This is a genomic window from Streptomyces sp. SYSU D01066-1 (assembly GCF_054956795.1).
The window spans coordinates 18,743-45,721 of record NZ_JBUDHV010000006.1 but is presented as its reverse complement, the minus strand read 5'-3'; the positions used below and the strand labels follow the sequence as shown (position 1 = coordinate 45,721).

Genomic DNA, 26,979 nt, shown 5'->3' with positions numbered 1-26,979 from the left:
GGTCTTTCACGAACGGTCCAGTGGCAGCGCCGCCAGCTCCGCGACCGCCAGCGTCAGCGGGCCGAAGGCGACCAGCAGGACGACGGCGCGCAGCGCTGCGGCACCGCGCAGCACCGCGGCAGGCGCCCCCAGCCGCAGCAGCGCTGACGTGGTGTCGGCGCGGGTGTGCTTGGCCTCGACGGCGGTGATCAGCAAGGTGGCCACCGCGCAGCCCGACACCAGGAGGGCACCGAGGGTGCTGAGCGGGCCGAACGCCGATCCGTCCGCGCCGCGCAGCACCGCCGCCGCGTACGCCGCCGAGGCGACCGCGCAGACCACGCCCAGGGGGCGGCCGAGACGGTGCGCCTCCGCCATGAGGCCCCGGCCGGCCAGCAGCCGCAGCGCACCCGGGCGGACCGCCTGGAGCAGGCGCCCGCACAGCTGGGTGAGGCCGGGTCCGGCGAGCACCAGGCCGAGGGCGGTCAGCGCCCAGCCGGCGAGCACGCCGGCGGAGGGGGCGCCGGTGGCGCCGGCGCGGTCCGCCATGGTCTCGACGGCCAGACCGGCGGCCAGGACGGCGATGCCCCAGGGGAGGCCGGTGGCGGGGGTGGGGGCGGTGACGGTGACGGGGGTGGTGGCGGGGGCGGCCCACGGTGCGGTGTCCGGGGAGTGAGGGGCGTCGTCGGCCGGGGAGCCGGGCGTGGGCCGGGTGTGTGCGGCGGTGGGTGCGGGGGACCGCACGACGGTGTGTGCGGGGGGTTGCGCGGGGGCGTGTGCGGGGGACCGCACGACGGTGTGTGCGGGGGGTTGCGCGGGGGCGTGTGCGGGGGGTTGCGCGTCACCTGCCGCGCCGTCGCCCGTGGTGGTCCGCGCGCCGCCCGCCGGGCCGCTGTCCCTGACGGCCGGGGCGTGGCCCGCCGCGGCCAGGACCCCTCCCGCCGGCGCGGGAGCGCCGCCCGCCGCAGCCGTGGCGGTGTCCGGCGCGTCCGGGGCGGTGGCCGGGACGAGCGGGGAGCGCGCGGAACCGGTGCCCTCCGGGGCGCGGGCCGTCCGGGTGGCCGCGGCACCGGCGGCGACCATCGCCCGGCGGGCGCCGAAGCGGCCGTACGCCCCGAAGGTCTCCCGCGCCGCCGTGCCGTACGCCCCGAAGCGGCCGTAGCGCCGCTCCGCGCCGCCCGCCGGGGCGGAGCGGGGTTCCGCACGCGGACGCAGGGCCACGGCCACCGCCGCCGACGCCGCCACGGGCACCAGCGCCAGCAGGGTCAGGACCGCCGGGAACGGCAGGGACAGGCCCACGGCGCAGGTGTCGGCGAGGGCGCCGGTGACGGGCCGGCCCGTCAGATCGCCGCGCAGCCGGAGGAAGACGAGCAGCGCCGTGACCGAGCCGAGGACGCAGGACACGGCCGTGGTGGCCGCCGACGCGGCCATCAGCCGGCCCGGTCCCAGGCCGACCGCCGACAGCCCGGTACGGGGCCGGGTGCCGGGGTCGGTACGGGCCACCGCGACCGCCAGGTGCACCGCGGCGGCGAGCGGCGCGGCGCACCAGGCCAGGCGGAGGGCGGAGGCGCCGACGGTGTCCGGGTGGGTCAGCGCGTGGCCGAGGGAGCACAGCAGCAGGAAGCCGGTGCCCGCCGACGCGACCGCCACCAGCAGCCGGCGCAGCCGCACGGCGAGGCCGACGGCGAGGGTCAGACGGAGAGCGAGCACGCCGCCCGGCCTTCCGTTCCGGCGGGACCGGACGTTCCCGCGCTCTCCGCGCTCTCCGCGCTCTCCGCGCTCTCCGCGCTCTCCGCGCTCTCCGCGCTCTCCGCGCTCTCCGTGTCCGCCGTGCCGTCGGTGGCCGGGGGCAGGTGCAGGGTCCTGACCCGGCGGCCGTCCAGCAGGGTCACCGTGCGGTCGGCGAGGGCGCTGCCTCGCGGTCCGTGGGTGGTGAGCACGACCGTGACACCGTGCGAGCGGGCCGCCGTGGTGAGGGTGCGCAGGACCTGGGCGCTCTCGGCGCGGTGCAGCGGGGCGGCCGGCTCGTCGGCGAACAGCACCGAGGGGACGACGGCGAGCGCGCGGGCCACGCAGACCCGCTGCCGCTCGGACTGCCGCAGCCGGTCCGGCCGCAGCCGCGCCTTCCCGTCGACGTCGAGGCGCTCCAGCCACTCCAGGGCGGCCCGCCGGGCCCGGCGCCGGCCGGTGCCGCGCAGCATCAGGGGGAGGGCGGCGTTCTCCCAGACGGTCAGCTCGGGTACGAGCACCGGGGCCGGGTCGATCCAGCCGAACCGGTCGCGGCGCAGCCGCTCGCGGGCGAGCGGTCCCAGGGTGTGCACGGCGACGCCGTCGAACCACACCTCGCCGCGCTGCGGCCGGACCAGTCCGGCCAGGCACCGCAGCAGCGCCGTCTTGCCGCTGCCGCGCGGGCCGCGCACGGCGAGGACCTCGCCCTTGCGGACGCCGAGGGAGACGCCCTGGAGCGCGGGGGAGCCGTCGCTGTGCTCGAAGTGCAGGGAGCTCGCCCGGATCACGTCGTCGTCCGGGCTGTCCGGGTTGTCCGGCTGGGCCGCCATCGGCGTACACCTCGTTCTGATCCGTTTCCCCGCCGCCCGTGCCCCTTCCGGGCGAGCGCGGGCGGGGCCCATCGGTCAGTGGCACGCTAGGTACTTCCCGGAGCCGGTCCGGACAGCACACAGCCCCGGGCCGCCGTTTCTCACTCGAACGGTCGGCACCGGGGCCGTTGATCACGAGGTCATGAGGTCATGAGGTCATGACGTCAGCTGGTCACAGCTTGGTCCACGCCTCCGTCAGCGTCGCGCGCAGGATCTGCTCGATCTCGTCGAACGTCTCCTGGTTCGAGATCAGCGGCGGGGCGAGCTGGACGACCGGGTCGCCGCGGTCGTCGGCACGGCAGTACAGGCCGTTGTCGAAGAGGGCCTTGGAGAGGAAGCCGTACAGGACGCGCTCGGTCTCCTCCTCGTCGAAGCTCTCCTTGGTGTTCTTGTCCTTGACCAGCTCGATGCCGTAGAAGAAGCCGTTGCCGCGGACGTCGCCGACGATCGGCAGGTCGAGGAGCTTCTCCAGGGTGGCGCGGAAGGCGCCCTCGTTGTCGAGGACGTGCTGGTTGAGGCCCTCGCGCTCGAACAGGTCGAGGTTGGCGAGGCCGACGGCGGCGGAGACCGGGTGGCCGCCGAAGGTGTAGCCGTGCAGGAAGGTGTTGTCACCCCGGTAGAACGGCTCGGCCAGCCGGTCGGAGACGATGCAGGCGCCGATCGGGGAGTAGCCCGAGGTCATGCCCTTGGCGCAGGTGATCATGTCCGGGACGTAGCCGAACTTGTCACAGGCGAACGTCGTGCCCAGGCGGCCGAAGGCGCAGATGACCTCGTCCGAGACGAGCAGGACGTCGTACTGGTCGCAGATCTCGCGCACCCGCCGGAAGTAGCCGGGCGGGGGCGGGAAGCAGCCGCCCGCGTTCTGCACCGGCTCCAGGAAGACGGCGGCGACCGTGTCCGGGCCCTCGAAGAGGATCTGCTGCTCGATCTGGTCGGCGGCCCAGCGGCCGAACGCCTCCGGGTCGTCGCCGTGGAGCGGCGCGCGGTAGATGTTGGTGTTCGGCACCTTGTGCGCGCCCGGCACCAGCGGCTCGAAGGGGGCCTTCAGGGCGGGCAGGCCGGTGATGGACAGGGCGCCCTGCGGGGTGCCGTGGTAGGCCACGGCCCGGGATATCACCTTGTACTTGGTCGGCTTGCCGGTCAGCTTGAAGTACTGCTTGGCGAGCTTCCAGGCGGTCTCCACCGCCTCGCCGCCGCCGGTGGTGAAGAAGACCTTGTTCAGGTCGCCGGGGGCCTCGTGCGCCAGGCGCTCGGCCAGCTCGACGGCCTTGGGGTGGGCGTAGGACCACACCGGGAAGAAGGCCAGCTCCTGCGCCTGCTTCATGGCGGTCTCCGCCAGCTCCTGACGGCCGTGCCCGGCCTGGACCACGAACAGGCCGGCGAGGCCGTCGAGGTAGCGCTTGCCCTTGTCGTCGTAGATGTGGGTGCCCTCACCACGGACGATGGTGGGGACGGGCGCGTTCTCGTACGACGACATGCGGGTGAAGTGCATCCACAGGTGGTCGTACGCGGCCTTGCTGAGGTCCTTGGGGCTGTCGGTGCTCACGGTTATCGGGTTCCCCACATGTAGGTCTGCTTCTTGAGCTTGAGGTAGACGAAGCTCTCGGTGGAGCGCACGCCGGGGACGGCCCGGATGCGTCGGTTGATGACCTCGAGGAGGTGGTCGTCGTCCTCGCAGACGATCTCCACCATCAGGTCGAAGGAGCCCGCGGTCATCACGACGTACTCGCACTCGGACATCGCGGCCAGCGCGTCGGCGACCGACTCCACGTCGCCCTCCACGTTGACGCCGACCATCGCCTGGCGGCGGAAGCCCACGGTGAGCGGGTCCGTGACGGCGACGATCTGCATCACGCCCTGGTCGAGCAGCTTCTGCACGCGCTGGCGCACGGCCGCCTCGGACAGGCCGACGGCCTTGCCGATGGCGGCGTACGGCCGGCGGCCGTCCTCCTGGAGCTGTTCGACGATCGCGAGGGAGACGGCGTCCAGCTGGGGACTGCCGTGCCGGGACTCGCGGGAGCCCTTCTGGTCTGCGCTTCGACTGGCCACGGCTTCACTGTGCACGACGTCTCGTCGGTTCCGCAAGGCCGGATCGATGAAATCCGTTGTTCAAAAGCATTTCGGATGCGGATTTCGCAACTCGCGGGGGAGCGGGGGTGTTGAAAACGTCGGCGCTCTGATTAGTGTGGGTGTCTCAGCCATGAGACATCCACGACTTGGAGGGCCGGCAGTGAGCACCGAGCTGCGTCGTCTGCGCAATTTCATCGACGGTGAGTTCCGGGACGCCGCCGACGGACGGACCACCGAGGTGGTCAACCCCGCCACGGGCGAGGCGTACGCGACCGCGCCGCTGTCCGGGCCGGCGGACGTGGACGCGGCCATGGCGGCCGCCGCGGCGGCCTTCCCGGCCTGGCGGGACACCACCCCGGCCGAGCGGCAGAAGGCCCTCCTCAAGATCGCGGACGCGTTCGAGGAGCGGGCCGAGGAACTGATCGCGGCGGAGGTGGAGAACACGGGCAAGCCCATCGGGCTGACCCGCACCGAGGAAATCCCGCCGATGGTCGACCAGATCCGCTTCTTCGCGGGCGCGGCGCGGATGCTGGAGGGGCGCGGCGCCGGCGAGTACATGGAGGGCCTGACCTCCTTCGTGCGCCGGGAGCCGATCGGGGTCTGCGCGCAGGTCGCGCCGTGGAACTACCCGATGATGATGGCCGTGTGGAAGTTCGCCCCGGCGCTGGCGGCGGGCAACACGGTCGTCCTCAAGCCGTCCGACACCACGCCGGCCTCCACGGTCCTGATCGCCGAGATCATCGGCTCGGTGCTGCCCAAGGGCGTCTTCAACGTCATCTGCGGCGACCGCGACACCGGCCGGCTGATGGTCGAGCACCCCACCCCGGCGATGGCCTCCATCACCGGGTCCGTGCGGGCCGGCATGTCGGTCGCCGAGTCGGCGTCCCGGGACCTGAAGCGGGTCCACCTGGAGCTGGGCGGCAAGGCGCCGGTCGTCGTCTTCGAGGACACCGACATCGCCAAGGCCGTCGAGGACATCGCCGTGGCGGGCTTCTTCAACGCCGGGCAGGACTGCACGGCGGCGACGCGGGTGCTGGTGCACGAGTCGATCCACGACGAGTTCGTGAGCGCGCTGGCGAAGGCCGCGGCCGAGACCAGGACCGGTCAGCCGGACGACGAGGACGTGCTGTACGGGCCGCTCAACAACCCCAGCCAGCTCGAACAGGTCGCCGGGTTCATCGAGCGGCTGCCCGCGCACGCCCGGGTCGAGGCCGGCGGACACCGGGTCGGTGAGAAGGGCTACTTCTACGCCCCGACCGTCGTCTCCGGGCTGAAGCAGGACGACGAGATCGTGCAGCGCGAGGTCTTCGGGCCGGTCATCACCGTGCAGGCGTTCCGTGACGAGGAACAGGCCGTGGAGTGGGCCAACGGCGTGGAGTACGCGCTCGCGTCCTCGGTGTGGACCAAGGACCACGGGCGGGCGATGCGGATGTCCCGGCGGCTGGACTTCGGGTGCGTGTGGATCAACACGCACATCCCGCTGGTCGCGGAGATGCCGCACGGCGGCTTCAAGAAGTCCGGGTACGGCAAGGACCTGTCGGCCTACGGGTTCGACGACTACACGCGGATCAAGCACGTGATGACGTCGCTGGAGGTGTGACGGGCGGCCCGGTCCCGTCCGCGCTGGAGGTGTGACGGGCGGCCCGGTCCCGTCCGCTTCCGTGCGGCCCGGCCCGCCGTGGGGGCGGGCACCTGCGGGAACACGGGCGCCCCCTGGCGGCCCGGGCGGACCCTGAGCCGTCACGGGGCGCGTCGTGCCGGTCGTCACCGGACCGGCACCGTCTCCGGCCCGGGCGGCCGGAGAGCGGTGCTCAGTTGAAGACCAGGACGTCGGTGCGCATCGCCAGCGGGCTGTTCCAGCCGATGCTGATCTTGAACGTCACCACTCCGTTGCCGGGAGCGATGCTCGACACCTGGAAGGGTGCCGCGCCGACGAGCCGGTTCCCGCTGCCGTCGATCTCGGAGGCGGTGATGACGACTGTCGAGTCGGTCCCGATGACGTTCCAGGGGATCTGGAGGTTGTGCGTCCCGTTTCCGGGGCTCCAGGTCCACCAGGCTCGCCAGATGGCGCCGACGTTGCCGCCGATCGCCGTCGTGACGCCCTGGTCCTCGTCGACTGCCCGGGAACTGCCCGCGATCTGCGGCGCCTCGGAGCTGGAAGCTTCTGCTGCGGCCATGACGGCTCCTCTTGCGGCGGAGAAGCCCCCATGACTTCTCCGAACACTTCGAGTGTCCGTCCGTGTTCGCAGCGTAACAATCGCTCGTGCGGGTGAAACTCCGGCGTGTCGCCGGGTCATCGGGTCACCGTGTCGCCTGCGTGAACGCCGTCCGCGGCTGCCGCCCGCGCGGCGGCGCGGCGCCCGGCGGACCCGGCCCCCCGCGCCGTCCGGCCGGAGCCGTCGCGAAGGGGCCGGCCAACCGCGGACGGGCCCGATCCCCGGCACGGGCCGGGAACAGGCTCACGCGCCGCGCGTCCCGCCGCGTGTCTGTCCGCGCAGGGCGCACAGCACGTCGATCCGGTTGGTGGTGATCGAGTCGACGCCCAGCGCGATCAGCCGGCGCATGGCACGGCGGGTGTCGGGCGTCCAGACCGAGAGCAGACAGCCGTCGCGGTGGACGCGCTCGGCCAGCGCCCGGTCCACCAGCGCCCAGCGGTAGTTGAGCCAGCGCGGCCGGACGGCGTCCAGCAGGGCGGGCCGGGGCGGTGCCAGGGTCGTCCAGGTCAGCGCGGTCTCGGCGGCCGGGTCGGCCGCGCGGACGGCGAGCATGGCGGCGGCCCCCGCGCAGTAGTACACGCGGTCGCCCGCGCCGCACTCGCGCACCACGTCCACGATCCGGCGGACCGCGCGGGCACCGGGCGTGCCGGGCAGGTCCACCATCACCCGGTGCCCGTCGGTCGCGGCGAGGGCCTCGGCCAGCGTGGGCACCCGTCCGTCCGTCAGCTCCCGCACCTCGGCGGCCGAGAGCGCGGACAGCGGCCGGTCCCGCTCCCACAACCGCGTCAGCGTCTCGTCGTGCAGCAGCACGGGCACGCCGTCCCGGGTCAGCCGTACGTCGACCTCCACCGCGTCCGCGCCGCGGCGCAGCGCGGAGCGCAGTGAGCCGACCGTGTTCTCGCGCGAGCGGTAGGGATCACCGCGGTGCGCCACGGCGGTGACGGTGGTCTGGGTGGACGGGTCGGTCATGGCAGCGGGTCTCCGGCAGGGCGTGACGGGGAGGGAGCGGGCGGGGGTCAGGACTCGCGGAGCCAGGCCGCGGTGTAGGCGTCGATCTCCTCCCCGATGCGGGTCTTGCCCGCCGCGTCGAGGAAGGAGGCGTCCACCGCGTTCTTCGCCAGCCCGGCGAGCCCGCGCTCGTCCAGGCCGAGCAGGCGGGCGGCGACGGCGTACTCGTTGTTCAGGTCGGTGCCGAACATCGGCGGGTCGTCGGAGTTGACCGTCACCAGGACCCCGGCGCGCGCGAACTCCTTGATCGGGTGCTCGTCCAGGGTGCGCACCGCGCGGGTGGCGATGTTCGACGTCGGGCACACCTCCAGCGGGATCCGGTGCTCGGCGAGGTGCGCCAGGAGTTCCGGGTCCTGCGCCGAGCTGGTGCCGTGTCCGATCCGCTCGGCGCGCAGGTGGGTCAGCGCGTCCCAGACCGTCTGGGGCCCCGTGGTCTCCCCGGCGTGCGGCACCGAGCGCAGCCCGGCGGCGACGGCCCGGTCGAAGTACGGCTTGAACTGCGGCCGGGGCACGCCGATCTCGGGCCCGCCGAGCCCGAAGGACACCAGGCCCTCGGGCCGTATCCGGTCGTCGGTGGCCAGCCGGGTCGTCTCCTCGGCGGCCTCCGGACCGGCCTCGCCCGGAATGTCGAAGCACCAGCGCAGCACGGTCCCGAACTCCGCCTCGGCCGCCTTGCGGGCGTCCTCGATCGCGTCCATGAAGCCGCGCTCGTCGATGCCGCGCCGGACGGAGGAGAAGGGGGTGAGGGTCAGCTCGGCGTACCGGACCCGCTGCCGGGCCAGCTCCCGGGCCACCTCGTACGTCAGCAGCCGGACGTCCTCCGGGGTGCGGATGAGGTCGACCACCGACAGGTAGACCTTGATGAAGTGGGCGAAGTCCGTGAACGTGAAGTACTCGGCCAGCGCCTCGGGATCGGCGGGGACCTGCGAGTCGCGGTGCCGGGCGGCGAGTTCGGCGACGATCCGGGGAGAGGCGGAGCCGACGTGGTGGACGTGCAGTTCCACCTTGGGCAGGTCCGCGATGAAGGCACTCAGATCGCGCGGGGCGCCGGGGCTGACGAGGTGCTCGGGGCGCGGGCCGTCGGGAGTCCGCGTCTGCGCGCTCTGCGCGCTCTGCTCGGTGTGCTCGGTCAAGGGGTTCCTCCCCGGAACGGGGCGCCCGGCGGCGGGTGGCGGCCGGCGGGGCGCGGGTGATCGGCTGATCGTGACTCGGGATCATCGTAGGCCGGGGACCCGCCGGGACGGCGCGCGCCGTAGCATGACGGCACGTTCGAACAGAGGGGACCCGCGCATGTCCGACGACGCGCAGACGCCGGAAGCCGACGCGCACGGACCGACAGCGTCGCCCGGTGCGGAGCGAGGAGACACGGCCGGCGCGGTGGACCGGTCCGAGGCCGTGCCGGGCGGCGGCGGCAAGGCGTGGCCACCGCCGGTCAACGACTCCCCGGAGGCGTCCGGCGGCTTTGGCCCGCACGCTCCCGTGCCGCGCGACGCGACCCCGTGGCCGTCCCCGTCCGCCCCCGAGCCGGACCACCAGACGGTCACGTCCATACCCACCCTGGGCGACCACCCCGCCGACGCGGCCCCGACGCCGCCGCCCCAGCCGTGGGCGGCCCCGGCCGGTCAGCCGGCGCCCGCGGCACCCGCGCCCGCGGCACCCGCGCCCGCGGCACCCGCGCCCGCGGCACCCGCGCCCGCGTCGCCTCCCTCGGTGAACGACGCGGCCAACCCCTTCGCGGCGCCGACGCCCACGCCCGCGTACGGCCAGGGGCCCGCCCCCGCCGTCCCCCCGCCCCCGGTCGCCCCCGACGGGCGGGGCCAGGTTCCCTACGGCTACCCCGGTGGCTACGGGTATCCGGCTCATGGCGCCGGTCATGGTGCCGGTCATGGCGCCGGTCACGGTGGCGTTGCGCAGGCGCAGGGCTACTACGGCTGGCAGGGCGTGGGGCCGTTGCCGCCGAGGAACGGGATGGGCACGGCCGGTCTCGTCCTCGGGATCATCGCGGCCGTGGGCTTCTGCATGTGGCCGTTCGCCATCCTGCTGGGTGTCCTGGGCGTGATCTTCGGCGCGGTCGGGCGGGCGCGGGCGCGCAAGGGCGAGGCGACCAACTCCGGCCAGGCGCTGGCCGGCATCATCTGCGGGGCGTTCGGCATCGCACTGGGGGTCGGCTTCGCCGTCCTCATCCTCACGAGCGCGTAGGCCCGCCGGCGGGGCGGGGCGGGACAGGCACTGGCCGGGGGTGTCCCGGTGCCCGGTGCCCGGCGTCGCGGCGGGACGGGCGGCGCGGCCCGCCCCCGCCCGCCCTACCGCCCCCCACCCCTCCGCAGCCTCTTCCGCGCCTCCATCAACGCGAAGCCCAGCAGGTTCGCGCCCCGCCACCGCTCCGGATCCCCCGCCCCCTCCTCCGCGGCGGTGAGGCCGATGCCCCAGACCCGGTCCACGGGACTGGCCTCCACCAGCACCCGGTCCCCCGTGCCCAGCAGGAACTCCCGCAGCGCGGTGTCCGTCGCGAACTTGTGCACGCTGCCCTCGACGACGATCCCGAACCGCTCCCGTTCCCATGTCGCCTCGTCGAAGCCCCGCACCAGCCGCCCCGCCCTCTTCGCCTCGGCGGGATGCCCCGCCTCCAGCACCCGGCGCTCCGCCTGCGCGTCGCAGAACAGCCGGGCCTTGCCGGCCATCATCCAGTGCTCGGCCGTCGCGTACCTCACCCCGTCCACCGTGAACGGCGACGGCCACCACTGACTCAGGCAGCCCGCCCCGACCCGCCCGCCCGGCCCCGGCCGGTGTCCCCAGAAGAAGAGGTACTTGACCCGCGCCCCCGCCCGGACCGCCTCGGTCAGCGCCTCCCTGCTGTCCAGCACCCCTGTGATCCCTCCCATGCACGCCACTGTCGCACGCGCCACTGACACCGTGTCCGTCCTTTTCCATGACGGCTCGACACCCAGCCGACAGATTCCGTTGCGTAACCAAATGGCAACAACGGAATCACTTGTTGGAGGTCCACTGCTCTGTCAGGATCGGCAATCACATCGAGTCCGAGCCACGCCGGATCCCGTCACGGGGTCACCGAGGAGAGCCGACATGCGCCACCCGGGCGACGCCACCCAGGACCGCTTCCCCGCCCAGAGCCGCTTCGCGGACGGCGCCCAGTACATCGCGGGCCGCCTGACCCACGGCACCTCCGGCCGCACGCACACCGTCACCGACCCGGCCACCGGCGCCCCGGTCCTCACCTACCGCCTGGCCGGCCCGGCCGACGTCGACGCGGCCGTCGCCGCCGCCCGCGCCGCGTTCCCCGCCTGGGCGGCAGCCACCCCGGCCGAACGCTCCGACACCCTGCACCGTCTCGCCGCCGTCCTCGCCGACCGGGCCGAGGACCTCGCCCGCGCCGAGTCCCTGCAGTGCGGCAAACCGCTCAAGCTCACCCGCGAGTTCGACGTGCCCGGCACCCTCGACAACACCGCCTTCTTCGCCGGCGCCGCCCGCCACCTCCAGGGCCGGTCGGCCGGCGAGTACTCCGGCGACCACACCTCCTACGTACGCCGCGAACCCATCGGCGTCGTCGGCTCCATCGCCCCCTGGAACTACCCGCTCCAGATGGCCGCCTGGAAGATCCTCCCGGCCGTCGCCGCGGGCAACACCGTTGTGCTCAAGCCCGCCGAGACGACCCCCCTCACCTCCCTGATGTTCGCGCAGGCGGCCACCGAAGCCGGCCTCCCCGACGGCGTGCTCAACATCGTCACCGGCACGGGCCCCGAGGCGGGCGAACACCTCGTGGCCCACCCCGACGTCGCGATGACCTCCTTCACCGGCTCCACCGCCGTGGGCAGACGGGTCGCCGAGATCGCCACCACCACCCTCAAGCGCCTCCACCTCGAACTCGGCGGCAAGGCCCCCTTCCTCGTCTTCGACGACGCCGACCTGGAGGCGGCGGCGCACGGCGCGGTGGCCGCCGCCCTCATCAACACCGGCCAGGACTGCACCGCCGCCACGCGCGCGTACGTGCAACGCCCGCTCCACGCCGCGTTCGTGGAACGCGTTGCCGCCCTCATGGAGACCGTCCGCCTCGGCGACCCCTTCGCCCCCGGCACCGACCTCGGCCCCCTGGTCAGCCACGCCCAGCGCGACCGCGTCGCCGGTTTCGTCGACCGGGCGCGCGGCTACGCGCGCGTGGTGACCGGCGGAGAGGTTCCCCAGGACGACGGCCTGAAGGACGGCGCCTACTACCGTCCCACCCTGATCGTCGACGCCGCCCAGGACAGCGAGGCCGTCCAGTCCGAGATCTTCGGCCCGGTCCTCGTCGTCCTGCCGTTCGACACCGACGACGAGGCCGTCCGGCTCGCCAACGACACCCCGTACGGCCTCGCCGCCTCCGCCTGGACCCGGGACGTGTACCGCGCGGGCCGTGCCACCCGCGAGATCCAGGCCGGGTGCGTGTGGATCAACGACCACATCCCGATCATCAGCGAGATGCCGCACGGCGGGTACAAGGCGTCCGGCTTCGGCAAGGACATGTCCGCCTACTCCTTCGAGGAGTACACCCAGCTCAAGCACGTCATGTTCGACAACACCGCGGTCGCCGCGAAGGACTGGCACCGCACCGTCTTCGGGGACCGCTGACCCGGAGACCGCTCGCTCCGGGGGCCGCTCGCTCCGGGAGCCGCGGACCTCGGGACCACGCACCTCAGGGACCGCCGATCCGGGACCGCCGATCCGGGACCGCCGATGCGGGACCGCCGATCCGGGACCGCGGACCTCAGGGACCGCCGATCCGGGACCGCGGACCTCAGGGACCGCCGATGCGGGACCGCGGACCTCAGAGACCACACACCTCAGGGGCCGCTGAGAAAACCACCCAGGCCGCCGACCACGGCCGGCCCAGCTGACCGCAGCCGACCGCAGCCGAAAGGGCACCACGCGCATGGAGCAGTACGAGCCGGACCGTCTCTCCCCGGCCCAAGTGGCCGCCATGCGGCGCAGCCTCCGCACCGGCAGGGCCGCCCTGGCCCGCCGTTCACTGCTGCGCGCCTTCGCCGCGGGCGCGCTCACGGCCGGCGGCGCCACCGCGCTGAGCGCCTGCGGCATCCCCGCCGCGGGCACCACCGGCGGCGGCACCTCCGCGACCGACCACTCGGCGAAGGAGAGGAGAGTCGACTTCTCCAACTGGACCGAGTACATGGACGTCGACGACAGCGGGAGGAGACACCCGACCCTGGAGGCGTTCACCGAACGCACCGGCATCGAGGTCACGTACACCGAGGACATCAACGACAACAACGAGTTCTTCGGCAAGATCAAGCCGCAGCTCGCCGCCGGCCAGGACACCGGCCGGGACCTGGTCGTCCTCACCGACTGGCTGGCCGCCCGCCTCATCCGCCTGGGCTGGGCGCAGAAGCTCGACCCGGCCAACCTGCCGCACGCCTTCGCCAACCTCTCGCCCCAGTTCCGCACCCCCGACTGGGACCCGGGCCGCGCCTACTCCTATCCCTGGCAGGGCATCTCCACCGTCATCGCCTGCAACAGGAAGGCGCTCGACGGCATCGAGGTGACGTCGCTCTCCGACCTCCTGGACAACCCGAAGCTCAAGGGCCGTATCGGCCTGCTCACCGAGATGCGCGACACCATGGGCATGGCCCTGCTCGACCTGGACAAGGACCCGGCCCGCTTCACCGACGACGACTACGACGCGGCCGTCGCCCGGCTCCAGAAGGCCGTGGACAAGGGCCAGGTCCGCCGCTTCACCGGCAACGACTACACCGCCGACCTCAGCAAGGGCGATTTCGCCGCCTGTCTGGCCTGGGCCGGCGACGTCGTCCAGCTCAAGGCGGACAACCCGGACATCGACTTCCTGATCCCCGACAGCGGCTACCTCACCTCCAGCGACAACCTGCTGGTCCCCGGCAAGGCCCGGCACAAGACCAACGCCGAACGGCTCATCGACTACTACTACGAGCCGCAGACCGCCGCCGCACTCGCCGCCCACATCAACTACGTCTGTCCCGTCGACGGAGTGAAGGACGAACTGGCGAAGATCGACCCGGACGCGGCGGAGAATCCGCTGATCATCCCTGACCAGGCCATGCAGGCCAAGTCCCGTGCCTTCCGCTCGCTCAGCTCGGAGGAAGAGACGGTCTACGAGGCCAAGTTCGCGAAGCTCACGGGGGCGTGACCCACATGACCGACGAAAAGGGCGGCGACGTCCGCCTCACCGGCATAGGCAAGACCTACGGCTCCTTCACCGCCGTGCACCCGCTGGACCTGACCGTCCCCCAGGGTTCCTTCTTCGCCCTGCTCGGCGCCTCCGGCTGCGGCAAGACGACCACCCTGCGCATGATCGCCGGCCTGGAGGAACCTTCCTGCGGGACCGTCCACCTCGGCGACCAGGACGTCACGCACCTGCCGCCGTACAAGCGCCCGGTGAACACCGTCTTCCAGTCCTACGCCCTCTTCCCGCACCTCGACGTCTTCGAGAACGTCGCCTTCGGCCTGCGCCGGCGCGGCATCAGGTCGGTCAAGAAGCAGGTCGGCGAGATGCTCGACCTGGTCCAGCTCGGCGACCAGGCCCGCAAGAAGCCGCACCGGCTCTCCGGCGGCCAGCAGCAGCGCGTCGCCGTCGCCCGCGCGCTGATCAACCACCCCAGGGTGCTCCTCCTCGACGAACCGCTCGGCGCCCTCGACCTGAAGCTGCGCCGCCAGATGCAGCTGGAGCTCAAGCGCATCCAGACCGAGGTCGGCATCACCTTCGTGCACGTCACCCACGACCAGGAGGAGGCCATGACCATGGCCGACCAGGTCGCGGTGATGAACGCCGGCCGCGTCGAGCAGCTCGGCACCCCCGCCGCCCTGTACGAGAACCCGCGCACCACCTTCGTCGCCAACTTCCTGGGCACCTCCAACTTCATCGAGGCCGAGGTGGACGCCCGCAGCGGCGCGGACCTCGTGGTGAGGGCGGGCGGCTGCCGGCTGGCCCTCCCCGCCGACCGGTGCGGCGCGGCCACCGCGGCCGGCGGCAGGGTGCTGGTCGGCGTCCGCCCGGAGAAGGTCGCCCTCGTCCCCGCCGCCGACGCCGGCACGGTCCCCGAGGGCCGCAACCGCATCACCGGCACCGTCGCCGACGCGAGCTTCCTCGGCGTCTGCACCCAGTACGTCGTCGACAGCCCCGTCTGCCGCGCCTTCGCGGTCTACGTCCAGAACATCGACCGCGACCCGCGGCTGGTGCCCGGCGCCGAGGTCGTCCTGCACTGGAACCCGGCCCACACCTTCGCCCTGGACGCCGCCCAGTCCGCCCAGGACGGCACAGAGGCCGCGGGCGTGGAGGAGGACGCCTGATGACCGCCACCCTCACCGAGGCGCCCCCGGCCGCTGCGGCGGACGGCGGGCCCCCGCGCCGCCGGGGCCGCCTCACCCCGTACTGGCTGCTGCTCCCCGGCGTCGTCTGGCTGCTCGTCTTCTTCGTGCTGCCGATGATCTACCAGGCGTCCACCTCCGTGCAGACCGGCTCCCTGGAGGAGGGGTACGAGGTCACCTGGCACTTCGCCACCTACTGGGAGGCGCTGTCCGCGTACTGGCCGCAGTTCCTGCGCTCGGTCACCTACGCCGCCGCCGCGACCGCGCTGTGCCTGCTGCTCGGCTACCCGCTGGCCTACCTGATCGCGTTCCGCGCCGGCCGCTGGCGGAACCTGATCATGATCCTGGTGATCGCCCCGTTCTTCACCAGCTTCCTCATCCGCACCCTCGCCTGGAAGACGATCCTCGCCGACGGCGGCCCGCTCGTCGGTGCCCTGGACACCCTGCACGTCCTGGACGTCACCGGCCGGCTCGGCTGGACGGCCGGCGACCGGGTGCTCGCCACCCCGCTCGCGGTGGTCTGCGGCCTGACCTACAACTTCCTCCCGTTCATGGTCCTGCCGCTCTACACCTCCCTGGAGCGCATCGACGGGCGGCTGCACGAGGCGGCGGGCGACCTGTACGCGAGACCCCTCACCACCTTCCGCAAGGTCACCTTCCCCCTCTCCCTGCCGGGCGTCGTCTCCGGCACGCTGCTCACCTTCATCCCCGCCGCCGGCGACTACGTCAACGCCGACCTGCTCGGCTCCACCGACACCCGCATGGTCGGCAACGTCATCCAGACCCAGTTCCTGCGCGTCCTGGACTACCCCACCGCCGCCGCGCTCTCCTTCATCCTCATGGCCGCGATCCTCGTCATGGTCACGTTCTACATCCGCACGTCCGGCACGGAGGACCTGGTGTGATGACACCCTTCGTCAACTGGCTCAAACGCAATCTGGTCGTCCTCGCCGGACTGCTGACGCTCGCCTACCTCCTGCTGCCGAACGTCGTCGTCACCGTCTTCTCCTTCAACAGACCCGTCGGCCGTTTCAACTACGCCTGGCAGGAATTCTCGACGGACGCCTGGCAGGACCCGTGCGGGGTCGCCGGTCTGTGCGGCTCCCTCACCCTCAGCCTCCAGATCGCCCTCTGGGCGACGCTGGGCGCGACCGCGCTCGGCACCGCGATCGCCTTCGCGCTCGTCCGCCACCGCTTCCGCGCCCGCTCCGCCGTCAGCTCGCTGATCTTCCTGCCGATGGCGATGCCCGAGGTGGTGATGGCCGCCTCGCTGCTCACGCTCTTCCTCAACATGGGCGCGCGACTCGGCTTCTGGACGATCCTCATCGCCCACATCATGTTCTGCCTGAGCTTCGTCGTGACGGCCGTGAAAGCCCGCGTCATGTCGATGGACCCACGGCTGGAACAGGCCGCCCAGGACCTCTACGCCGGCCCCTTCCAGACCTTCCTGCGGGTCACGCTCCCCGTCGCCGCCCCCGGCATAGCGGCCGGCGCGCTGCTCGCCTTCGCGCTCTCCTTCGACGACTTCATCATCACCAACTTCAACGCGGGCTCGACCGTGACCTTCCCCATGTTCGTCTGGGGCTCGGCGCAGCGCGGAACGCCCGTGCAGATCAACGTCGTCGGGACGGCCATGTTCGCCGTCGCCGTCCTGCTCGTCCTCGTCTCGACGGCCGTCGGCCGTCGCCGGACCCGACCGAAAGCATGACCCCGTAGGGAGTTGACATCATGGCCCCGAGCGCCATGACCCGTTGGACCAGGTCTCTTTCCGACGCCCAGCCGGTGCCGTACTGGCTGGACGACCCCGGCCGCCCCCGCCCCGAGCCCGCCCTCACCGGCGCCGAGAGCTGCGACCTGCTGGTCGTCGGCGGCGGCTACAGCGGGCTGTGGACCGCGCTGCTCGCCAAGGAACGCGACCCCGGTCGGGACGTCGTCCTGCTGGAGGGCCGGGAGGTGGGCTGGGCCGCGTCCGGCCGCAACGGCGGTTTCTGCGCCGCCTCCCTCACCCACGGCCTGGCCAACGGCCTCGCCCGCTGGCCCCGCGAGATCCACCGGCTGGAGGAGCTGGGCGCCCGCAACCTCGACGCCATCGAGGAGGCCGTCACCCGGCACTCCCTGGACTGCGACTTCGAACGCACCGGTGAGATCGACGTCGCCACCGAGCCCCACCAGGCACGGGAGCTGCGGGACTGGTACGAGGAGGTCCGGCGCGCGGGCCTCGCCGGGCACATCGACCACCTCGACGCCGACGCCGTGCGGCAACAGGTCGACTCGCCCACCTTCCGGGCGGGCCTGTACGACCGCCGGGGCGTCGCCCTGCTCAACCCCGCCAAGCTCGCCTGGGGCCTGAAACGGGCCTGCCTGGCCCTCGGCGTCCGCGTCCACGAGCACACCCCCGCGCTCACCCTCAGGCCGTACGGCGCCGCAATGGCCGTACGCACCCCCTACGGCCTGGTCCGCGCCCGCACCGTCGCGCTCGGCACCAACGTCTTCCCCAGCCTGGTCCGCCGGGTCCGTCCCTACACCGTCCCGGTCTACGACTACGCCCTGATGACCGAGCCGCTCACCGCCGGGCAGCTCGCCTCGATCGGCTGGCGGGGCCGCCAGGGGCTGGCCGACAGCGGCAACCGGTTCCACTACTTCCGGCTCTCCGCCGACAACCGCGTCCTGTGGGGCGGCTACGACGCGGTCCACCACTACGGGGGCCGGGTCCGCGCCGAGTACGACGACCGGCCCGAGACCCACGCCAAGCTGGCCGGACACTTCTTCACCTGCTTCCCGCAGCTGGAGGGCGTCCGCTTCACGCACGCCTGGGGCGGGGCCGTCGACACCTGCTCCCGCTTCTCGGCGTTCTTCGGCACGGCCCACCGGGGACGGGTCGCCTACGCCGCCGGGTACACCGGCCTCGGGGTCGGCGCCACGCGGTTCGGCGCCGAGGTGATGCTGGACCTGCTGGCGGGGGAGCGCACCGAGCGGACCGCGTTGGAGATGGTCCGCCGCAAGCCGCTGCCGTTCCCGCCCGAGCCCTTCGCCTGGGCCGGCATCGCGCTGACCAAGTGGTCGCTGGCCCGCGCGGACGCGCACGACGGCCACCGCAACCTCTGGCTGCGCACCCTGGACCGGCTCGGACTGGGCTTCGACAGTTAGCCCGCGGTCAGGGGCCGCCGGCGGTCAGGGCGCGGTCGGGGCGCGGTCGGGGCCGCCGGTCCGGTGGCGGTCCGTCGGGAGGCGGCCCGTCAGCAGGCGCAGGCAGAACAGGAGCGTGCCGAACAGGCACCAGCTGGCCACCACGTCCAGCGGCCAGTGGTAGCCGCGCCGGACCAGACCGTAGGAGACGGCGAGGACGAGCGCCGCGCCGGCCGGGACCAGCCACCGGCGGAGGGCTGCCGAACGCAGCAGGGGCAGCAGCACCACCACCGCCGCGCCGTAGGCGACGACGGCGGTGGCGGTGTGGCCGGAGGGGTAGTAGCCGGTGGCCGGTTCCACCGCCGGGGTGCCGGGGCGGCCGGTCCACGCCTTCAGGGGGACGACCAGGGCCGGTACCAGTGCCATCAGCAGCGCCGCGGCGACGGGCGGCAGCCACCACCGGTCCGTGCCGGCGGACCGCCCGCGCCGGGCCGCGTACACCAGCGCGGCCGCCAGCACGGGCAGCGCGACCTGGATGTCGCCGAGGTCGGAGAGGACTTCGGAGAACCGGTCCGGACGGACCAACGCCCCGCTCAGCCGCTCGTCCACCCGGATCAGCGGGCCGTCCGCGACGACCTGCCAGGTGATCAGCGCGAAGAGGAGGAGGGGGAGCCCGATGCCCGCCAGCAGGAGGAGGGGGGAGCGGGAGGGGGAAGAGGCCGGCCGCCCCGGAACAGGGGGGGAGGTTCCGAGGCGGCCGAACGGACCGGAACGTCGCGCGCCCCGGGGGGTCTGGGACGTGCGACCGTCCGATCGGTGAGGAGACCCGAAGCGAAAGGCTCCGGTTGTGTGCGCGAAGGCACGACCAGGCCGCGGCTGGGGAGGCCCAGACCTGGCGTCACCCGCGGTTCCCCGCGGGCGGGGTGTATCTCTCATCTGCGTAGAACCTACGACAGGGAACGGGCCCGAAGAAGGGGCATCCGCCTCCTGCCATCCACCCCGCACACCTTCTTCACACGCTCTGCCGTTCACGGGAGCGGGCGGGCAGCCGAGCGGGCGAGCAGGCGAGCGGGCGGCGGCCCGGACGCGCGCGGAGCGCGGAGGAGGGGAGTCAGAGGCGCCCCAGGGCCCGCTCGATGATGTCCAGTCCCTCGTTCAGCAGGTCCTCGCCGATCACCAGCGGCGGCAGGAAGCGCAGCACGTTGCCGTACGTGCCACAGGTCAGGACCAGCAGTCCCTCGGCGTGGCAGGCCCCGGCGAGCGCGGCGGCCGCCTCCGGGGCCGGCTCCTTGGTGGCGCGGTCCTTGACCAGCTCGATGGCGATCATGGCGCCGCGGCCCCGGACCTCGCCGATGACCTCGTACTTCTCGGCCATGGCGGCGAGGCGGGACTTCATGATCGCCTCGATGTCCCTGGCCTTGGCGTTGAGGTCCAGCTCCTTCATCGTCTCGATGGCGCCGAGCGCGCCCGCGCAGGCCACCGGGTTGCCGCCGTAGGTGCCGCCGAGGCCGCCGGAGTGCGCGGCGTCCATGATCTCGGCGCGGCCGGTGACCGCGGCGAGCGGCAGACCGCCGGCGATGCCCTTCGCCGTCGTGATCAGGTCGGGGACGATGTCCTCGTCCTCGCAGGCGAACCACTGGCCGGTGCGGCAGAAACCGGACTGGATCTCGTCGGCGACGAAGACGATGCCGTGGTCGGCGGCGAACCGCCGGATCGCCGGCAGGAACCCCTTGGCCGGTTCGATGAAGCCGCCCTCACCGAGCACCGGCTCGATGATGATCGCGGCCACGTTCTCCGGTCCGACCTGCTTGGTGATCTGGTCGACGGCCTGCGCGGCGGCCTCCGGTCCGGCGTTCTCGGCACCGGTCGGCCAGCGGTAGCCGTACGCCACCGGGACGCGGTACACCTCGGGCGCGAACGGCCCGAAACCGTGCTTGTACGGCATGTTCTTCGCGGTCAGCGCCATGGTGAGGTTGGTGCGGCCGTGGTAGCCGTGGTCGAAGACGACGACCGCCTGCCGCCCGGTGTGCGCGCGGGCGATCTTGACGGCGTTCTCGACGGCCTCGGCGCCGCTGTTGAACAGCGCGGACTTCTTGGCGTGGTCGCCCGGGGTCAGCTCGGCCAGCGCCTCGCAGACCTCGACGTACCCCTCGTACGGCGTGACCATGAAACAGGTGTGGGTGAAGTCGGCGAGCTGCGCCGAGGCCCGGCGGACGACGGCCTCGGCCGAGGCGCCGACCGAGGTGACGGCGATGCCGGAACCGAAGTCGATCAGCCGGTTGCCGTCGACGTCCTCGATGATGCCGCCGTCCGCCCGCGCGGTGAACACCGGCAGCACGGAACCCACGCCCCGCGCGACCGCGGCCGTGCGGCGGGCCTGCAGCTCCTGCGACTTCGGGCCGGGTACGGCGGTGACGAGGCGGCGCTCCTGCGGGAGTGCGGTCATGCGGGGCTCCTGGTGGTTCTCCGGACGCTTGCGTTCTTTTCCCGCAGGCTAGGCGCGGCGGACAGGGGTGGGCATGCTCCATGTGGGTGGTGTCGGCCGGCCGGATTGTCCGCGGTGGACAGAGACGTCCACGGGCCCGGTGGCCCCCACCCGGCCGCGTAAGCGGTGAACGCCTGTGCAGGGGCGTTAGATTGACTGGCGACGGTGGACGGAACGGCTGCTCAGGGGGCAGAGGCGATGGACAGCGACGGGAAGCGGGACGTGCGGGGGGCGCGGGCGAATCCGGTGCCGCCCGCGATGCCGCCGACGCGGCCCGTGGTGCCGCCCCGGCCGGCCTGGGCACCGGATGCGCCACCGGCGCCGGGTGCGGGCCAGGTGCCGGTGCCGGGCACGCCGCCGGTATCCGCACCGGGTGCGCCCCCCGTGCCCCAGCAGACGCCCCGGTCCCCCTCCACCGTCGCCGCCTGGCTCGACGCGGACCGGCCGGAGGCCCGGCCCGGGATCTGGCGGCAGGGCTACCGCCCGCCCGAGGAGGCCGTGGAGAAGCTCGCCCCGGTGACGGTCGTCGGCATGCTCATCCCGCTGGCGCTGGCGATCGCGGTGTGGTCGTTCTGGCGGCGCGGGGTCGTCCCGTACCAGTTCGTCCTGTTGCGGATGTTCACGCCGGACGACTGGTGGTGGAGCGGCACGAAGGCCACCCCCAAGCCGGTCGAGGGCGAGGCGGTGACGATGCCGGGGGCGCACGCCGCGCTCGTCTACGACGGCCTGTTCTTCGTGGTCCTCGTCCTCGCGGTGGCCGTGCTGGGCAGCTGGCCCGCCATCGCCCGCCACTACACGGGACGGCGGCCCCAGCCGGCCCGCGCCCTGATCGCCGCCGTCCTCGCCCTGATCGCCCTCAGCCTCGTCTTCCCCGAGGCCTTCCCGGGTGCCGGGTGGGACCCGGTACCGGTCGTGGGCCCGCTGCTGTCCCTGACCGTGCTGGTCACCGGCAGTTACGAGCTGATGGCCTCCGTCCTCTACACGGACGCGCTGTACGCGGTCGTCACCCTGCTCGTGCTGTGGCCGTTCGCCCGGCTCGGCGGCTGGTGGCCGTACGCCCGGAAACTGCTCGCCGCCCGCCGGTCCTCCGGCGCCCCCAGCGCCGTTCCCGTGGCCGAGCGGCCCCGCTCCCAGTGGCCCGCCCTGCGCGACATCGGCCAGCACGAGGCCGCCGAGCTGCTCACCGCCGAGGTCGCCGGCGGCCGGATGAACGACGTCGACTGCACCCGCGTCGAGCACGCCTTCCACCTCGCCCGGCGAGGCGCCGGCCTCGACGCCTTCCGCGACACCGTGCTGCGCCAGGGCGGCGCCGCCTGGACCCACCCGTCCGGCGCCCGCGACCTGCCCCGCCGGACCGCTCGCCACGACCTGCTCGCCGGCCAGGTGCGCATCGGCCGCTGGGCACCGGCCGAACGCGCCCCGCGGCCCTACCACGACGCCGGCGCCGCCCTCGGCCCCGAGGTGCTCGGCACCTCCCTGCTGGCCATCGGTCCCTCCGGCGCCGGCAAGACCCGCACCCTCGTCGAACCGGTGACCGAGGCCCTCGCCCTCCAGGCGCTCACCGGACGCTGCGCCGTCGTCGCCGTCTCCGCCGCGGGCAGCCCGCTCGGCGCGGACGACGCCTTCGACGTGATCGTGCGGATCGGCGACCCGTCCTCCGCCTACGACCTCGACCCCTACGCCGAGTCCGACGACCCGGACGAGGCGGCCGCCCTCCTCGCCGAGGCACTCGCCGGTGACCTCGAACCGGCGGGCGCCCAGGGCGCCGCCACCGTACTGGCCCAGCTCCTCGGTCCCTTCCGCGCGGTGCACGGCCGCTTCCCCGCCCTGCCGGAACTGCGGGAACTGCTGGAGGGCGGCGACGGTGCGCTGACCCCGCTGCGCGAAGCGCTCGTCGCGAGCGGGAACGACGTCATGGTCCGCGAACTCGACGCGCGGCTGCGGCAGACCGGCACGCCGGGCGACGCGGGCCGGGTCCTGGCCGACCGGCTGGGGCTGCTGAACCGGCCGGTGTTCGCGGACTTCTTCGGCGGGGGCGGCCGGGGCCGGCCCTTCTCCCTGCGCGCGGTCGCCCACCACCCGCTGCGGGTACGGATCGACCTGCCCGAGCGAGGCCACGAGGAGGCGGGCCGGCTGATCACCCGGCTGGTCCTCGCCCAGTTCCACGCCGTCGTCCGGGAGAACGGGCGCAGCCACTTCGCCGGCCTGGTGCTGGACGACGCGACGGGCACCGTCACCGCCGAGTCGGTGCGCCGCATCCAGCGGCTACGCGGACAGAACGCGGGCGTGCTGCTCGCGCTGCGGACCATCGCCGACGTCCCCGAGGCCCTGCACGGCCCGCTCTACGGCGCGGTCGGCTGCCGGATGGCCTTCTGCGGCGTCACCACCTGGGACGGCAGCCGGTTCGCGCAGGCCTGGGGCACCGAGTGGGTGGAGACCACCGAGATCGCCAAGCACACCGTCTTCGCCGACCAGCCGATGACCCGGGCCCTCCACGCCCTGCGCAAGCTGGTGACCGGCAAGGCGGTCACCACGGACGCGGTCACCGTGAAGCAGGTCGAACGCGAACGCTGGTCCGCCTCCGAGCTGGCGCACGCCGTGCCGCCGGGGCACGCCGTGCTGTCGTTGACGACCGTCAAGGGCGAGCACGCGCCGCCCCTCCTGGTGGATCTGCGGGGCTGACCGTCCCGGCCGCCGCGCCGGGACCGTACAGTGAGGCAGAATCGACAAGGGCCGTTCATACGCCGCGGCCAAGACCTCATTGGACGCACACCACCGACGCGGAGTTGCCGGACCCATGCCCCCGACCCTCGCCTCGCTGGTCCACCACTCCGCGCTGAAGCTGACCGTGCGGGCGGGCCGGGACCGCCTGGACGTGCCCGTGCGCTGGGCCCACGCCAGCGAGCTGGCCGACCCCGTGCCCTACATGGAGGGCGGGGAACTGCTGCTGATCACCGCGCTGAAGCTGGACGCCGAGGACCCGGAGGCGATGCGGCGGTATGTGAGGCGGCTGGTCGGCGCGGGTGTGGCCGGGCTCGGGTTCGCCGTCGGGGTGCATTACGAGGACGTCCCGGCCGCCCTCGTCGACGCCGCCGAGCAGGAGGGGCTGCCCCTGCTGGAGGTGCCGCGCCGCACCCCGTTCCTCGCCATCAGCAAGGCCGTCTCCGCCGCGATCGCCGCCGACCAGTACCGGGCGGTGACCGACGGCTTCGCCGCCCAGCGGGAACTGACCAGGCGGGCCCTCGCCGACGGCCCGGAAGGGCTGCTGGCCGCGCTGGCCGCCGAGGTCGACGGCTGGGCGGCGCTGTACGACGCCTCCGGCGAGGTGGTGGCCGCGGCACCGGAGTGGGCCGGCCGCCGCGCCGCCCGGCTCACCGCGGAGGTACGGCGGCTGCGGGAGCGGCCCGCCCCCGCCTCCGCGGTGGTCGGCGGCGCGGAGACGGGCGGGGACACCGACCGGGTCGAGCTGCACTCCATCGGCACCTCCCGCAGGCCCCGTGCCGCCCTCGCCGTCGGCACCGCCACCACCCTCGGCACCGCCGAGCGCTACGCCCTGCACTCGGCCGTCGCGCTGCTGACCCTGACCACGGAACGCTCCCGCTCCCTGCACGCCGCCGAACAGCGGATCGGCACGGCCGTCCTCGGCATGCTGCTGGCCGGGGAACCCGACCACGCCCGGACCGTCGCCGGCGACCTGTACGGCGCACTGCTCGACGCGCCCTTCCGGCTGGTCGTCGCCGAATCGGTGCCGGCCGGCGGCGAGCCGCCCGGCGCCCTCGCCGAGGTCGTCGAGGCCGCCGCGGCCCGGGCCGGCGAGGCGGTGCTGGTGGTGCCGCAGGGCGAGCGGCTGGTGGTGCTGGCCGCCGACGGGGGAGCGGCGGTCGCCGCCTGTACGGAGTACGCGGCGGCGCTGGAGGCGGGGCGGACGGTGCCGGACGCCCCCGTCGGCGGTGACGAGGAGGCCTGGGCCGCCGGACTGTCGGCGCCGTCCGGGCCGATCGGCGCCTCGGCCGCGTACAAGCAGGCCGAGCAGGCGCTGTCGGTGGCCCGGCGGCGCGGCCGGATCTGCGTGGAGCACGAGCGGCTCGCGGCCGGCTCGGTGCTGCCGCTGCTCGCGGACGACGCCGTGCGCGCCTTCGCCGACGGGCTGCTGCGCGCCCTGCGCGACCACGACGCGACCGGCCGCGGCGACCTGGTCGCCTCGCTGCGGGCCTGGCTGTCGAGGCACGGCCAGTGGGACGCGGCCGCCGCCGACCTGGGCGTCCACCGGCACACCCTGCGCTACCGGATGCGGCGCGTCGAGGAGATCCTCGGCCGCTCCCTCGACGACCCGGACGTACGGATGGAACTGTGGCTGGCGCTGAAGGCGACGGCGGCCCACTGACGCCGAGGCGCCCTCCCGAGGCGCCCCCCGGGGCACCGCCCCGCCGCACCGGCCACCGACACACCGGGGCGTGGCCGTCCCGGCGTGTCAGGGACGGGTGTCCCGGCGCGTCAGGGACGGGTGTCCCGGCGCGTCAGGGGCGGCCGTCCCGGCACGTCGGGAATGGCCGTCCCGGCACGTCGGGGTCTGGCCATTCCGGCGCATTGCCCCGCCGTACTGCTACACACCGGACAAGCGATCCCCCGCCGTCCCGCCCCTACCGTGGACCCCGCACCACAGCACACACCCCCGACGGGAAGGGCCGGAACCCGACATGACCTCCACCCACGCCTTCTGGCTCGCCGGCCGCCAGGCCACCGGCGAGGACAGCTTCGACGTCACCTCCCCGTGGGACGGCCGCCTCGTCGGCGCCGTGAGCGTCCCGAGCCAGGCGCAGGTCGAGGAGGCGGTGGCCGCCGCCCACGCCGTACGCGACGAGTTCGCCGCCACCCCGGCGCACGTCCGGGCCGCCGCCCTCGACCACGTCGCCCGGCGCCTGGCGGAGCGCACCGAGGAGATCGCGCGGCTCATCTCCGCCGAGAACGGCAAGCCCGTCAAGTGGGCCCGCGGCGAGGTCGGCCGGGCGGTCTCCGTCTTCCGGTTCGCCACCGAGGAGGCCCGCCGCTTCAACGGCGGCGAGGCCCAGCGCCTGGACACCGACGCGGGCGGCCAGGGCCGGCTCGCCCTCACCCGCCGCTTCCCCAAGGGCGCCGTGCTCGGCATCGCGCCGTTCAACTTCCCGCTGAACCTCTGCGCCCACAAGGTCGCCCCCGCGATCGCGGCGGGCGCCCCGATCATCCTCAAGCCGGCCCCGGCCACCCCGCTCTCCGCCCTGCTCCTCGGCGAACTGCTCGCCGAGACCGAGCTGCCCGCCGGCTCCTGGAGCGTCCTGCCGGTCCCCAACGACCGGATGCCCGCCCTGGTCCAGGACGAGCGGCTGCCGGTCATCTCCTTCACCGGCTCCGAGCAGGTCGGATACGCGATCATGGACTCGGTGCCCCGCAAGCACTGCACCCTGGAGCTGGGCGGCAACGGCGCGGCCGTCGTGCTGGCCGACTGGTCGAGCGACGAGGACCTGGACCGGGCCGCGCAGCGCATCGCCGCCTTCTCCAACTACCAGGGCGGCCAGTCCTGCATCTCCGTGCAGCGCGTGATCGCCGACGCCGCCGTGTACGACCGGCTGCTGCCGCGCATCGTCGCCGCCGTCGAGGCCCAGGTCACCGGCGACCCCTCCGACGACAGGACCGACGTCGGCCCGCTGGTCAGCGAGGCCGCCGCCCAGCGGGTCGAGGCGTGGGTACGGGAGGCCGTGGCGGACGGCGCCACGCTCGCCACCGGCGGGCGGCGCGACGGCGCCTCCTACGCGCCGACCGTCCTCACCGGACTGCCGGCCGGCACCACCCTCGCCCGCGAGGAGGTCTTCGGCCCGGTCCTCAGCGTGCAGAAGGTGGACGGCGAGGCGGAGGCGTTCGCCGCCGTCAACGACTCCAAGTACGGCCTCCAGGCGGGCGTCTTCACCCACGACCTGAAGGCCGCCTTCCGCGCCCACCGCGCCCTGGAGGTCGGCGGCGTGGTCATCGGCGACGTCCCCTCCTACCGCGCCGACCAGATGCCGTACGGCGGGGTCAAGCAGTCCGGGGTGGGCCGTGAGGGCGTGCGGTTCGCGATGGAGGACTACACCTACGAGCGGGTCATGGTGCTCACCGGCCTCGCGCTCTGACGGCACCG

General features: G+C 73.8%; 21 protein-coding genes and 1 pseudogene. 11 read left to right on the top strand and 11 right to left on the bottom strand.

Going from position 1 to position 26,979, the window contains the following annotated elements:
* Positions 1–6: 6 nt before the first annotated feature.
* The 4 genes from ACY1JF_RS08090 to ACY1JF_RS08075 all read right to left on the bottom strand — a co-directional run bounded on the left by ACY1JF_RS08090 (position 7) and on the right by ACY1JF_RS08075 (position 4,637).
* Complete coding sequence (locus ACY1JF_RS08090; RefSeq protein ID WP_462704316.1) at positions 7–1,686, bottom strand: hypothetical protein; 1,680 nt, start codon at positions 1,684–1,686, stop codon at positions 7–9.
* Positions 1,668–2,534 carry an ABC transporter ATP-binding protein gene (locus ACY1JF_RS08085; protein WP_462704315.1) on the bottom strand — a complete coding sequence of 289 codons (867 nt, stop codon included), beginning with the start codon at positions 2,532–2,534 and terminating at the stop codon, positions 1,668–1,670. The genes ACY1JF_RS08090 and ACY1JF_RS08085 overlap by 19 nt, the downstream gene beginning before the upstream one ends.
* 211 nt (positions 2,535–2,745) lie before the next feature.
* The gene (locus ACY1JF_RS08080; protein WP_462704314.1) at positions 2,746–4,119 is read right to left on the bottom strand and encodes an aspartate aminotransferase family protein; all 1,374 of its coding nucleotides are present in this window, start codon (positions 4,117–4,119) and stop codon (positions 2,746–2,748) included.
* Between the two features lie 2 nt (positions 4,120–4,121).
* The gene (locus tag ACY1JF_RS08075; protein WP_462704313.1) at positions 4,122–4,637 is read right to left on the bottom strand and encodes an Lrp/AsnC family transcriptional regulator; all 516 of its coding nucleotides are present in this window, start codon (positions 4,635–4,637) and stop codon (positions 4,122–4,124) included.
* 166 nt (positions 4,638–4,803) lie between these two features.
* Between ACY1JF_RS08075 and ACY1JF_RS08070 the strand changes: the two genes are divergently transcribed.
* Positions 4,804–6,243 carry a gamma-aminobutyraldehyde dehydrogenase gene (locus ACY1JF_RS08070; RefSeq protein ID WP_462704312.1) on the top strand — a complete coding sequence of 480 codons (1,440 nt, stop codon included), beginning with the start codon at positions 4,804–4,806 and terminating at the stop codon, positions 6,241–6,243.
* 211 nt (positions 6,244–6,454) lie between these two features.
* On the opposite strand, the gene ACY1JF_RS08065 is transcribed toward ACY1JF_RS08070, so the two are convergent.
* From ACY1JF_RS08065 to ACY1JF_RS08055, 3 genes and pseudogenes are all read right to left on the bottom strand, one after another.
* Positions 6,455–6,820 carry a hypothetical protein gene (locus tag ACY1JF_RS08065; protein WP_462704311.1) on the bottom strand — a complete coding sequence of 122 codons (366 nt, stop codon included), beginning with the start codon at positions 6,818–6,820 and terminating at the stop codon, positions 6,455–6,457.
* Positions 6,821–7,102: 282 nt separating this feature from the next.
* Positions 7,103–7,828, bottom strand: coding sequence for a glycerophosphodiester phosphodiesterase (locus ACY1JF_RS08060; protein WP_462704310.1), 726 nt, complete (start codon positions 7,826–7,828; stop codon positions 7,103–7,105).
* A 47-nt stretch (positions 7,829–7,875) separates the two neighbouring features.
* Positions 7,876–9,134 (bottom strand): annotated as a pseudogene (locus ACY1JF_RS08055) (adenosine deaminase).
* A gap of 23 nt (positions 9,135–9,157) precedes the next feature.
* On the opposite strand from ACY1JF_RS08055, the gene ACY1JF_RS08050 reads away from it, so the two are divergent.
* The gene (locus ACY1JF_RS08050) at positions 9,158–10,066 is read left to right on the top strand and encodes a DUF4190 domain-containing protein (RefSeq protein WP_462704309.1); all 909 of its coding nucleotides are present in this window, start codon (positions 9,158–9,160) and stop codon (positions 10,064–10,066) included.
* Positions 10,067–10,170: 104 nt separating this feature from the next.
* On the opposite strand, the gene ACY1JF_RS08045 is transcribed toward ACY1JF_RS08050, so the two are convergent.
* Positions 10,171–10,749 carry an NADAR family protein gene (locus ACY1JF_RS08045; RefSeq protein ID WP_462704308.1) on the bottom strand — a complete coding sequence of 193 codons (579 nt, stop codon included), beginning with the start codon at positions 10,747–10,749 and terminating at the stop codon, positions 10,171–10,173.
* Between the two features lie 202 nt (positions 10,750–10,951).
* Here ACY1JF_RS08045 and ACY1JF_RS08040 point away from each other — a divergent pair, with 202 nt between their 5' ends.
* From ACY1JF_RS08040 to ACY1JF_RS08015, 6 genes are all read left to right on the top strand, one after another.
* Positions 10,952–12,490, top strand: coding sequence for a gamma-aminobutyraldehyde dehydrogenase (locus ACY1JF_RS08040; RefSeq protein ID WP_462704307.1), 1,539 nt, complete (start codon positions 10,952–10,954; stop codon positions 12,488–12,490).
* A 301-nt stretch (positions 12,491–12,791) separates the two neighbouring features.
* Complete coding sequence (locus ACY1JF_RS08035) at positions 12,792–14,039, top strand: polyamine ABC transporter substrate-binding protein (protein ID WP_462704306.1); 1,248 nt, start codon at positions 12,792–12,794, stop codon at positions 14,037–14,039.
* Positions 14,040–14,044: 5 nt separating this feature from the next.
* Positions 14,045–15,199, top strand: coding sequence for an ABC transporter ATP-binding protein (locus tag ACY1JF_RS08030; protein WP_462704305.1), 1,155 nt, complete (start codon positions 14,045–14,047; stop codon positions 15,197–15,199).
* Positions 15,199–16,122, top strand: coding sequence for an ABC transporter permease (locus tag ACY1JF_RS08025; protein ID WP_462704304.1), 924 nt, complete (start codon positions 15,199–15,201; stop codon positions 16,120–16,122). The genes ACY1JF_RS08030 and ACY1JF_RS08025 overlap by 1 nt, the downstream gene beginning before the upstream one ends.
* Positions 16,122–16,925 carry an ABC transporter permease gene (locus ACY1JF_RS08020; RefSeq protein ID WP_462704303.1) on the top strand — a complete coding sequence of 268 codons (804 nt, stop codon included), beginning with the start codon at positions 16,122–16,124 and terminating at the stop codon, positions 16,923–16,925. Before ACY1JF_RS08025 ends, ACY1JF_RS08020 begins: the two co-directional genes overlap by 1 nt.
* A gap of 20 nt (positions 16,926–16,945) precedes the next feature.
* On the top strand, positions 16,946–18,364 hold the full coding sequence (locus ACY1JF_RS08015; RefSeq protein WP_462704302.1) for an NAD(P)/FAD-dependent oxidoreductase: 1,419 nt from the start codon (positions 16,946–16,948) through the stop codon (positions 18,362–18,364).
* A 24-nt stretch (positions 18,365–18,388) separates the two neighbouring features.
* Here ACY1JF_RS08015 and ACY1JF_RS08010 read toward each other — a convergent pair whose 3' ends face one another.
* The 3 genes from ACY1JF_RS08010 to ACY1JF_RS08000 form a co-directional block, all read right to left on the bottom strand.
* Positions 18,389–18,952 (bottom strand): phosphatase PAP2 family protein, encoded by a 564-nt coding sequence (locus ACY1JF_RS08010; RefSeq protein WP_462704301.1) that lies wholly within the window; start codon positions 18,950–18,952, stop codon positions 18,389–18,391.
* Positions 18,953–19,454: 502 nt separating this feature from the next.
* Positions 19,455–20,789, bottom strand: a complete 1,335-nt coding sequence (gene gabT, locus ACY1JF_RS08005) for a 4-aminobutyrate--2-oxoglutarate transaminase (RefSeq protein WP_462704300.1) — start codon at positions 20,787–20,789, stop codon at positions 19,455–19,457.
* A 221-nt stretch (positions 20,790–21,010) separates the two neighbouring features.
* Positions 21,011–21,181, bottom strand: coding sequence for a hypothetical protein (locus ACY1JF_RS08000; protein WP_462704299.1), 171 nt, complete (start codon positions 21,179–21,181; stop codon positions 21,011–21,013).
* A 31-nt stretch (positions 21,182–21,212) separates the two neighbouring features.
* Here ACY1JF_RS08000 and ACY1JF_RS07995 point away from each other — a divergent pair, with 31 nt between their 5' ends.
* The 3 genes from ACY1JF_RS07995 (at position 21,213) to ACY1JF_RS07985 (ending at position 26,971) form a co-directional block, all read left to right on the top strand.
* A complete protein-coding gene (locus ACY1JF_RS07995; RefSeq protein ID WP_462704298.1) occupies positions 21,213–23,510 on the top strand; it encodes a type IV secretory system conjugative DNA transfer family protein in 2,298 nt (765 codons plus the stop codon).
* Between the two features lie 115 nt (positions 23,511–23,625).
* Positions 23,626–25,212: a PucR family transcriptional regulator gene (locus ACY1JF_RS07990; protein ID WP_462704297.1), complete on the top strand. Its 1,587-nt coding sequence runs from the start codon at positions 23,626–23,628 to the stop codon at positions 25,210–25,212.
* A 313-nt stretch (positions 25,213–25,525) separates the two neighbouring features.
* Entirely contained in the window at positions 25,526–26,971 is a 1,446-nt protein-coding gene (locus ACY1JF_RS07985; RefSeq protein ID WP_462704296.1) for an aldehyde dehydrogenase family protein, read from the top strand.
* Positions 26,972–26,979: the final 8 nt, after the last annotated feature.

What these genes read in the sequence shown, in the direction of transcription:
- ACY1JF_RS08085 (WP_462704315.1), bottom strand. Translation starts at nt 2,534, where the DNA reads ATGGCGGCCCAGCCGGACAACCCGGACAGCCCGGACGACGACGTGATC.
- ACY1JF_RS08065 (WP_462704311.1), bottom strand. Translation starts at nt 6,820, where the DNA reads ATGGCCGCAGCAGAAGCTTCCAGCTCCGAGGCGCCGCAGATCGCGGGC.
- ACY1JF_RS08060 (WP_462704310.1), bottom strand. Translation starts at nt 7,828, where the DNA reads ATGACCGACCCGTCCACCCAGACCACCGTCACCGCCGTGGCGCACCGC.
- ACY1JF_RS08050 (WP_462704309.1), top strand. Translation starts at nt 9,158, where the DNA reads ATGTCCGACGACGCGCAGACGCCGGAAGCCGACGCGCACGGACCGACA.
- ACY1JF_RS08045 (WP_462704308.1), bottom strand. Translation starts at nt 10,749, where the DNA reads ATGGGAGGGATCACAGGGGTGCTGGACAGCAGGGAGGCGCTGACCGAG.
- ACY1JF_RS08040 (WP_462704307.1), top strand. Translation starts at nt 10,952, where the DNA reads ATGCGCCACCCGGGCGACGCCACCCAGGACCGCTTCCCCGCCCAGAGC.
- ACY1JF_RS08035 (WP_462704306.1), top strand. Translation starts at nt 12,792, where the DNA reads ATGGAGCAGTACGAGCCGGACCGTCTCTCCCCGGCCCAAGTGGCCGCC.
- ACY1JF_RS08030 (WP_462704305.1), top strand. Translation starts at nt 14,045, where the DNA reads ATGACCGACGAAAAGGGCGGCGACGTCCGCCTCACCGGCATAGGCAAG.
- ACY1JF_RS08025 (WP_462704304.1), top strand. Translation starts at nt 15,199, where the DNA reads ATGACCGCCACCCTCACCGAGGCGCCCCCGGCCGCTGCGGCGGACGGC.
- ACY1JF_RS08020 (WP_462704303.1), top strand. Translation starts at nt 16,122, where the DNA reads ATGACACCCTTCGTCAACTGGCTCAAACGCAATCTGGTCGTCCTCGCC.
- ACY1JF_RS08015 (WP_462704302.1), top strand. Translation starts at nt 16,946, where the DNA reads ATGGCCCCGAGCGCCATGACCCGTTGGACCAGGTCTCTTTCCGACGCC.
- gabT (WP_462704300.1), bottom strand. Translation starts at nt 20,789, where the DNA reads ATGACCGCACTCCCGCAGGAGCGCCGCCTCGTCACCGCCGTACCCGGC.
- ACY1JF_RS07990 (WP_462704297.1), top strand. Translation starts at nt 23,626, where the DNA reads ATGCCCCCGACCCTCGCCTCGCTGGTCCACCACTCCGCGCTGAAGCTG.
- ACY1JF_RS07985 (WP_462704296.1), top strand. Translation starts at nt 25,526, where the DNA reads ATGACCTCCACCCACGCCTTCTGGCTCGCCGGCCGCCAGGCCACCGGC.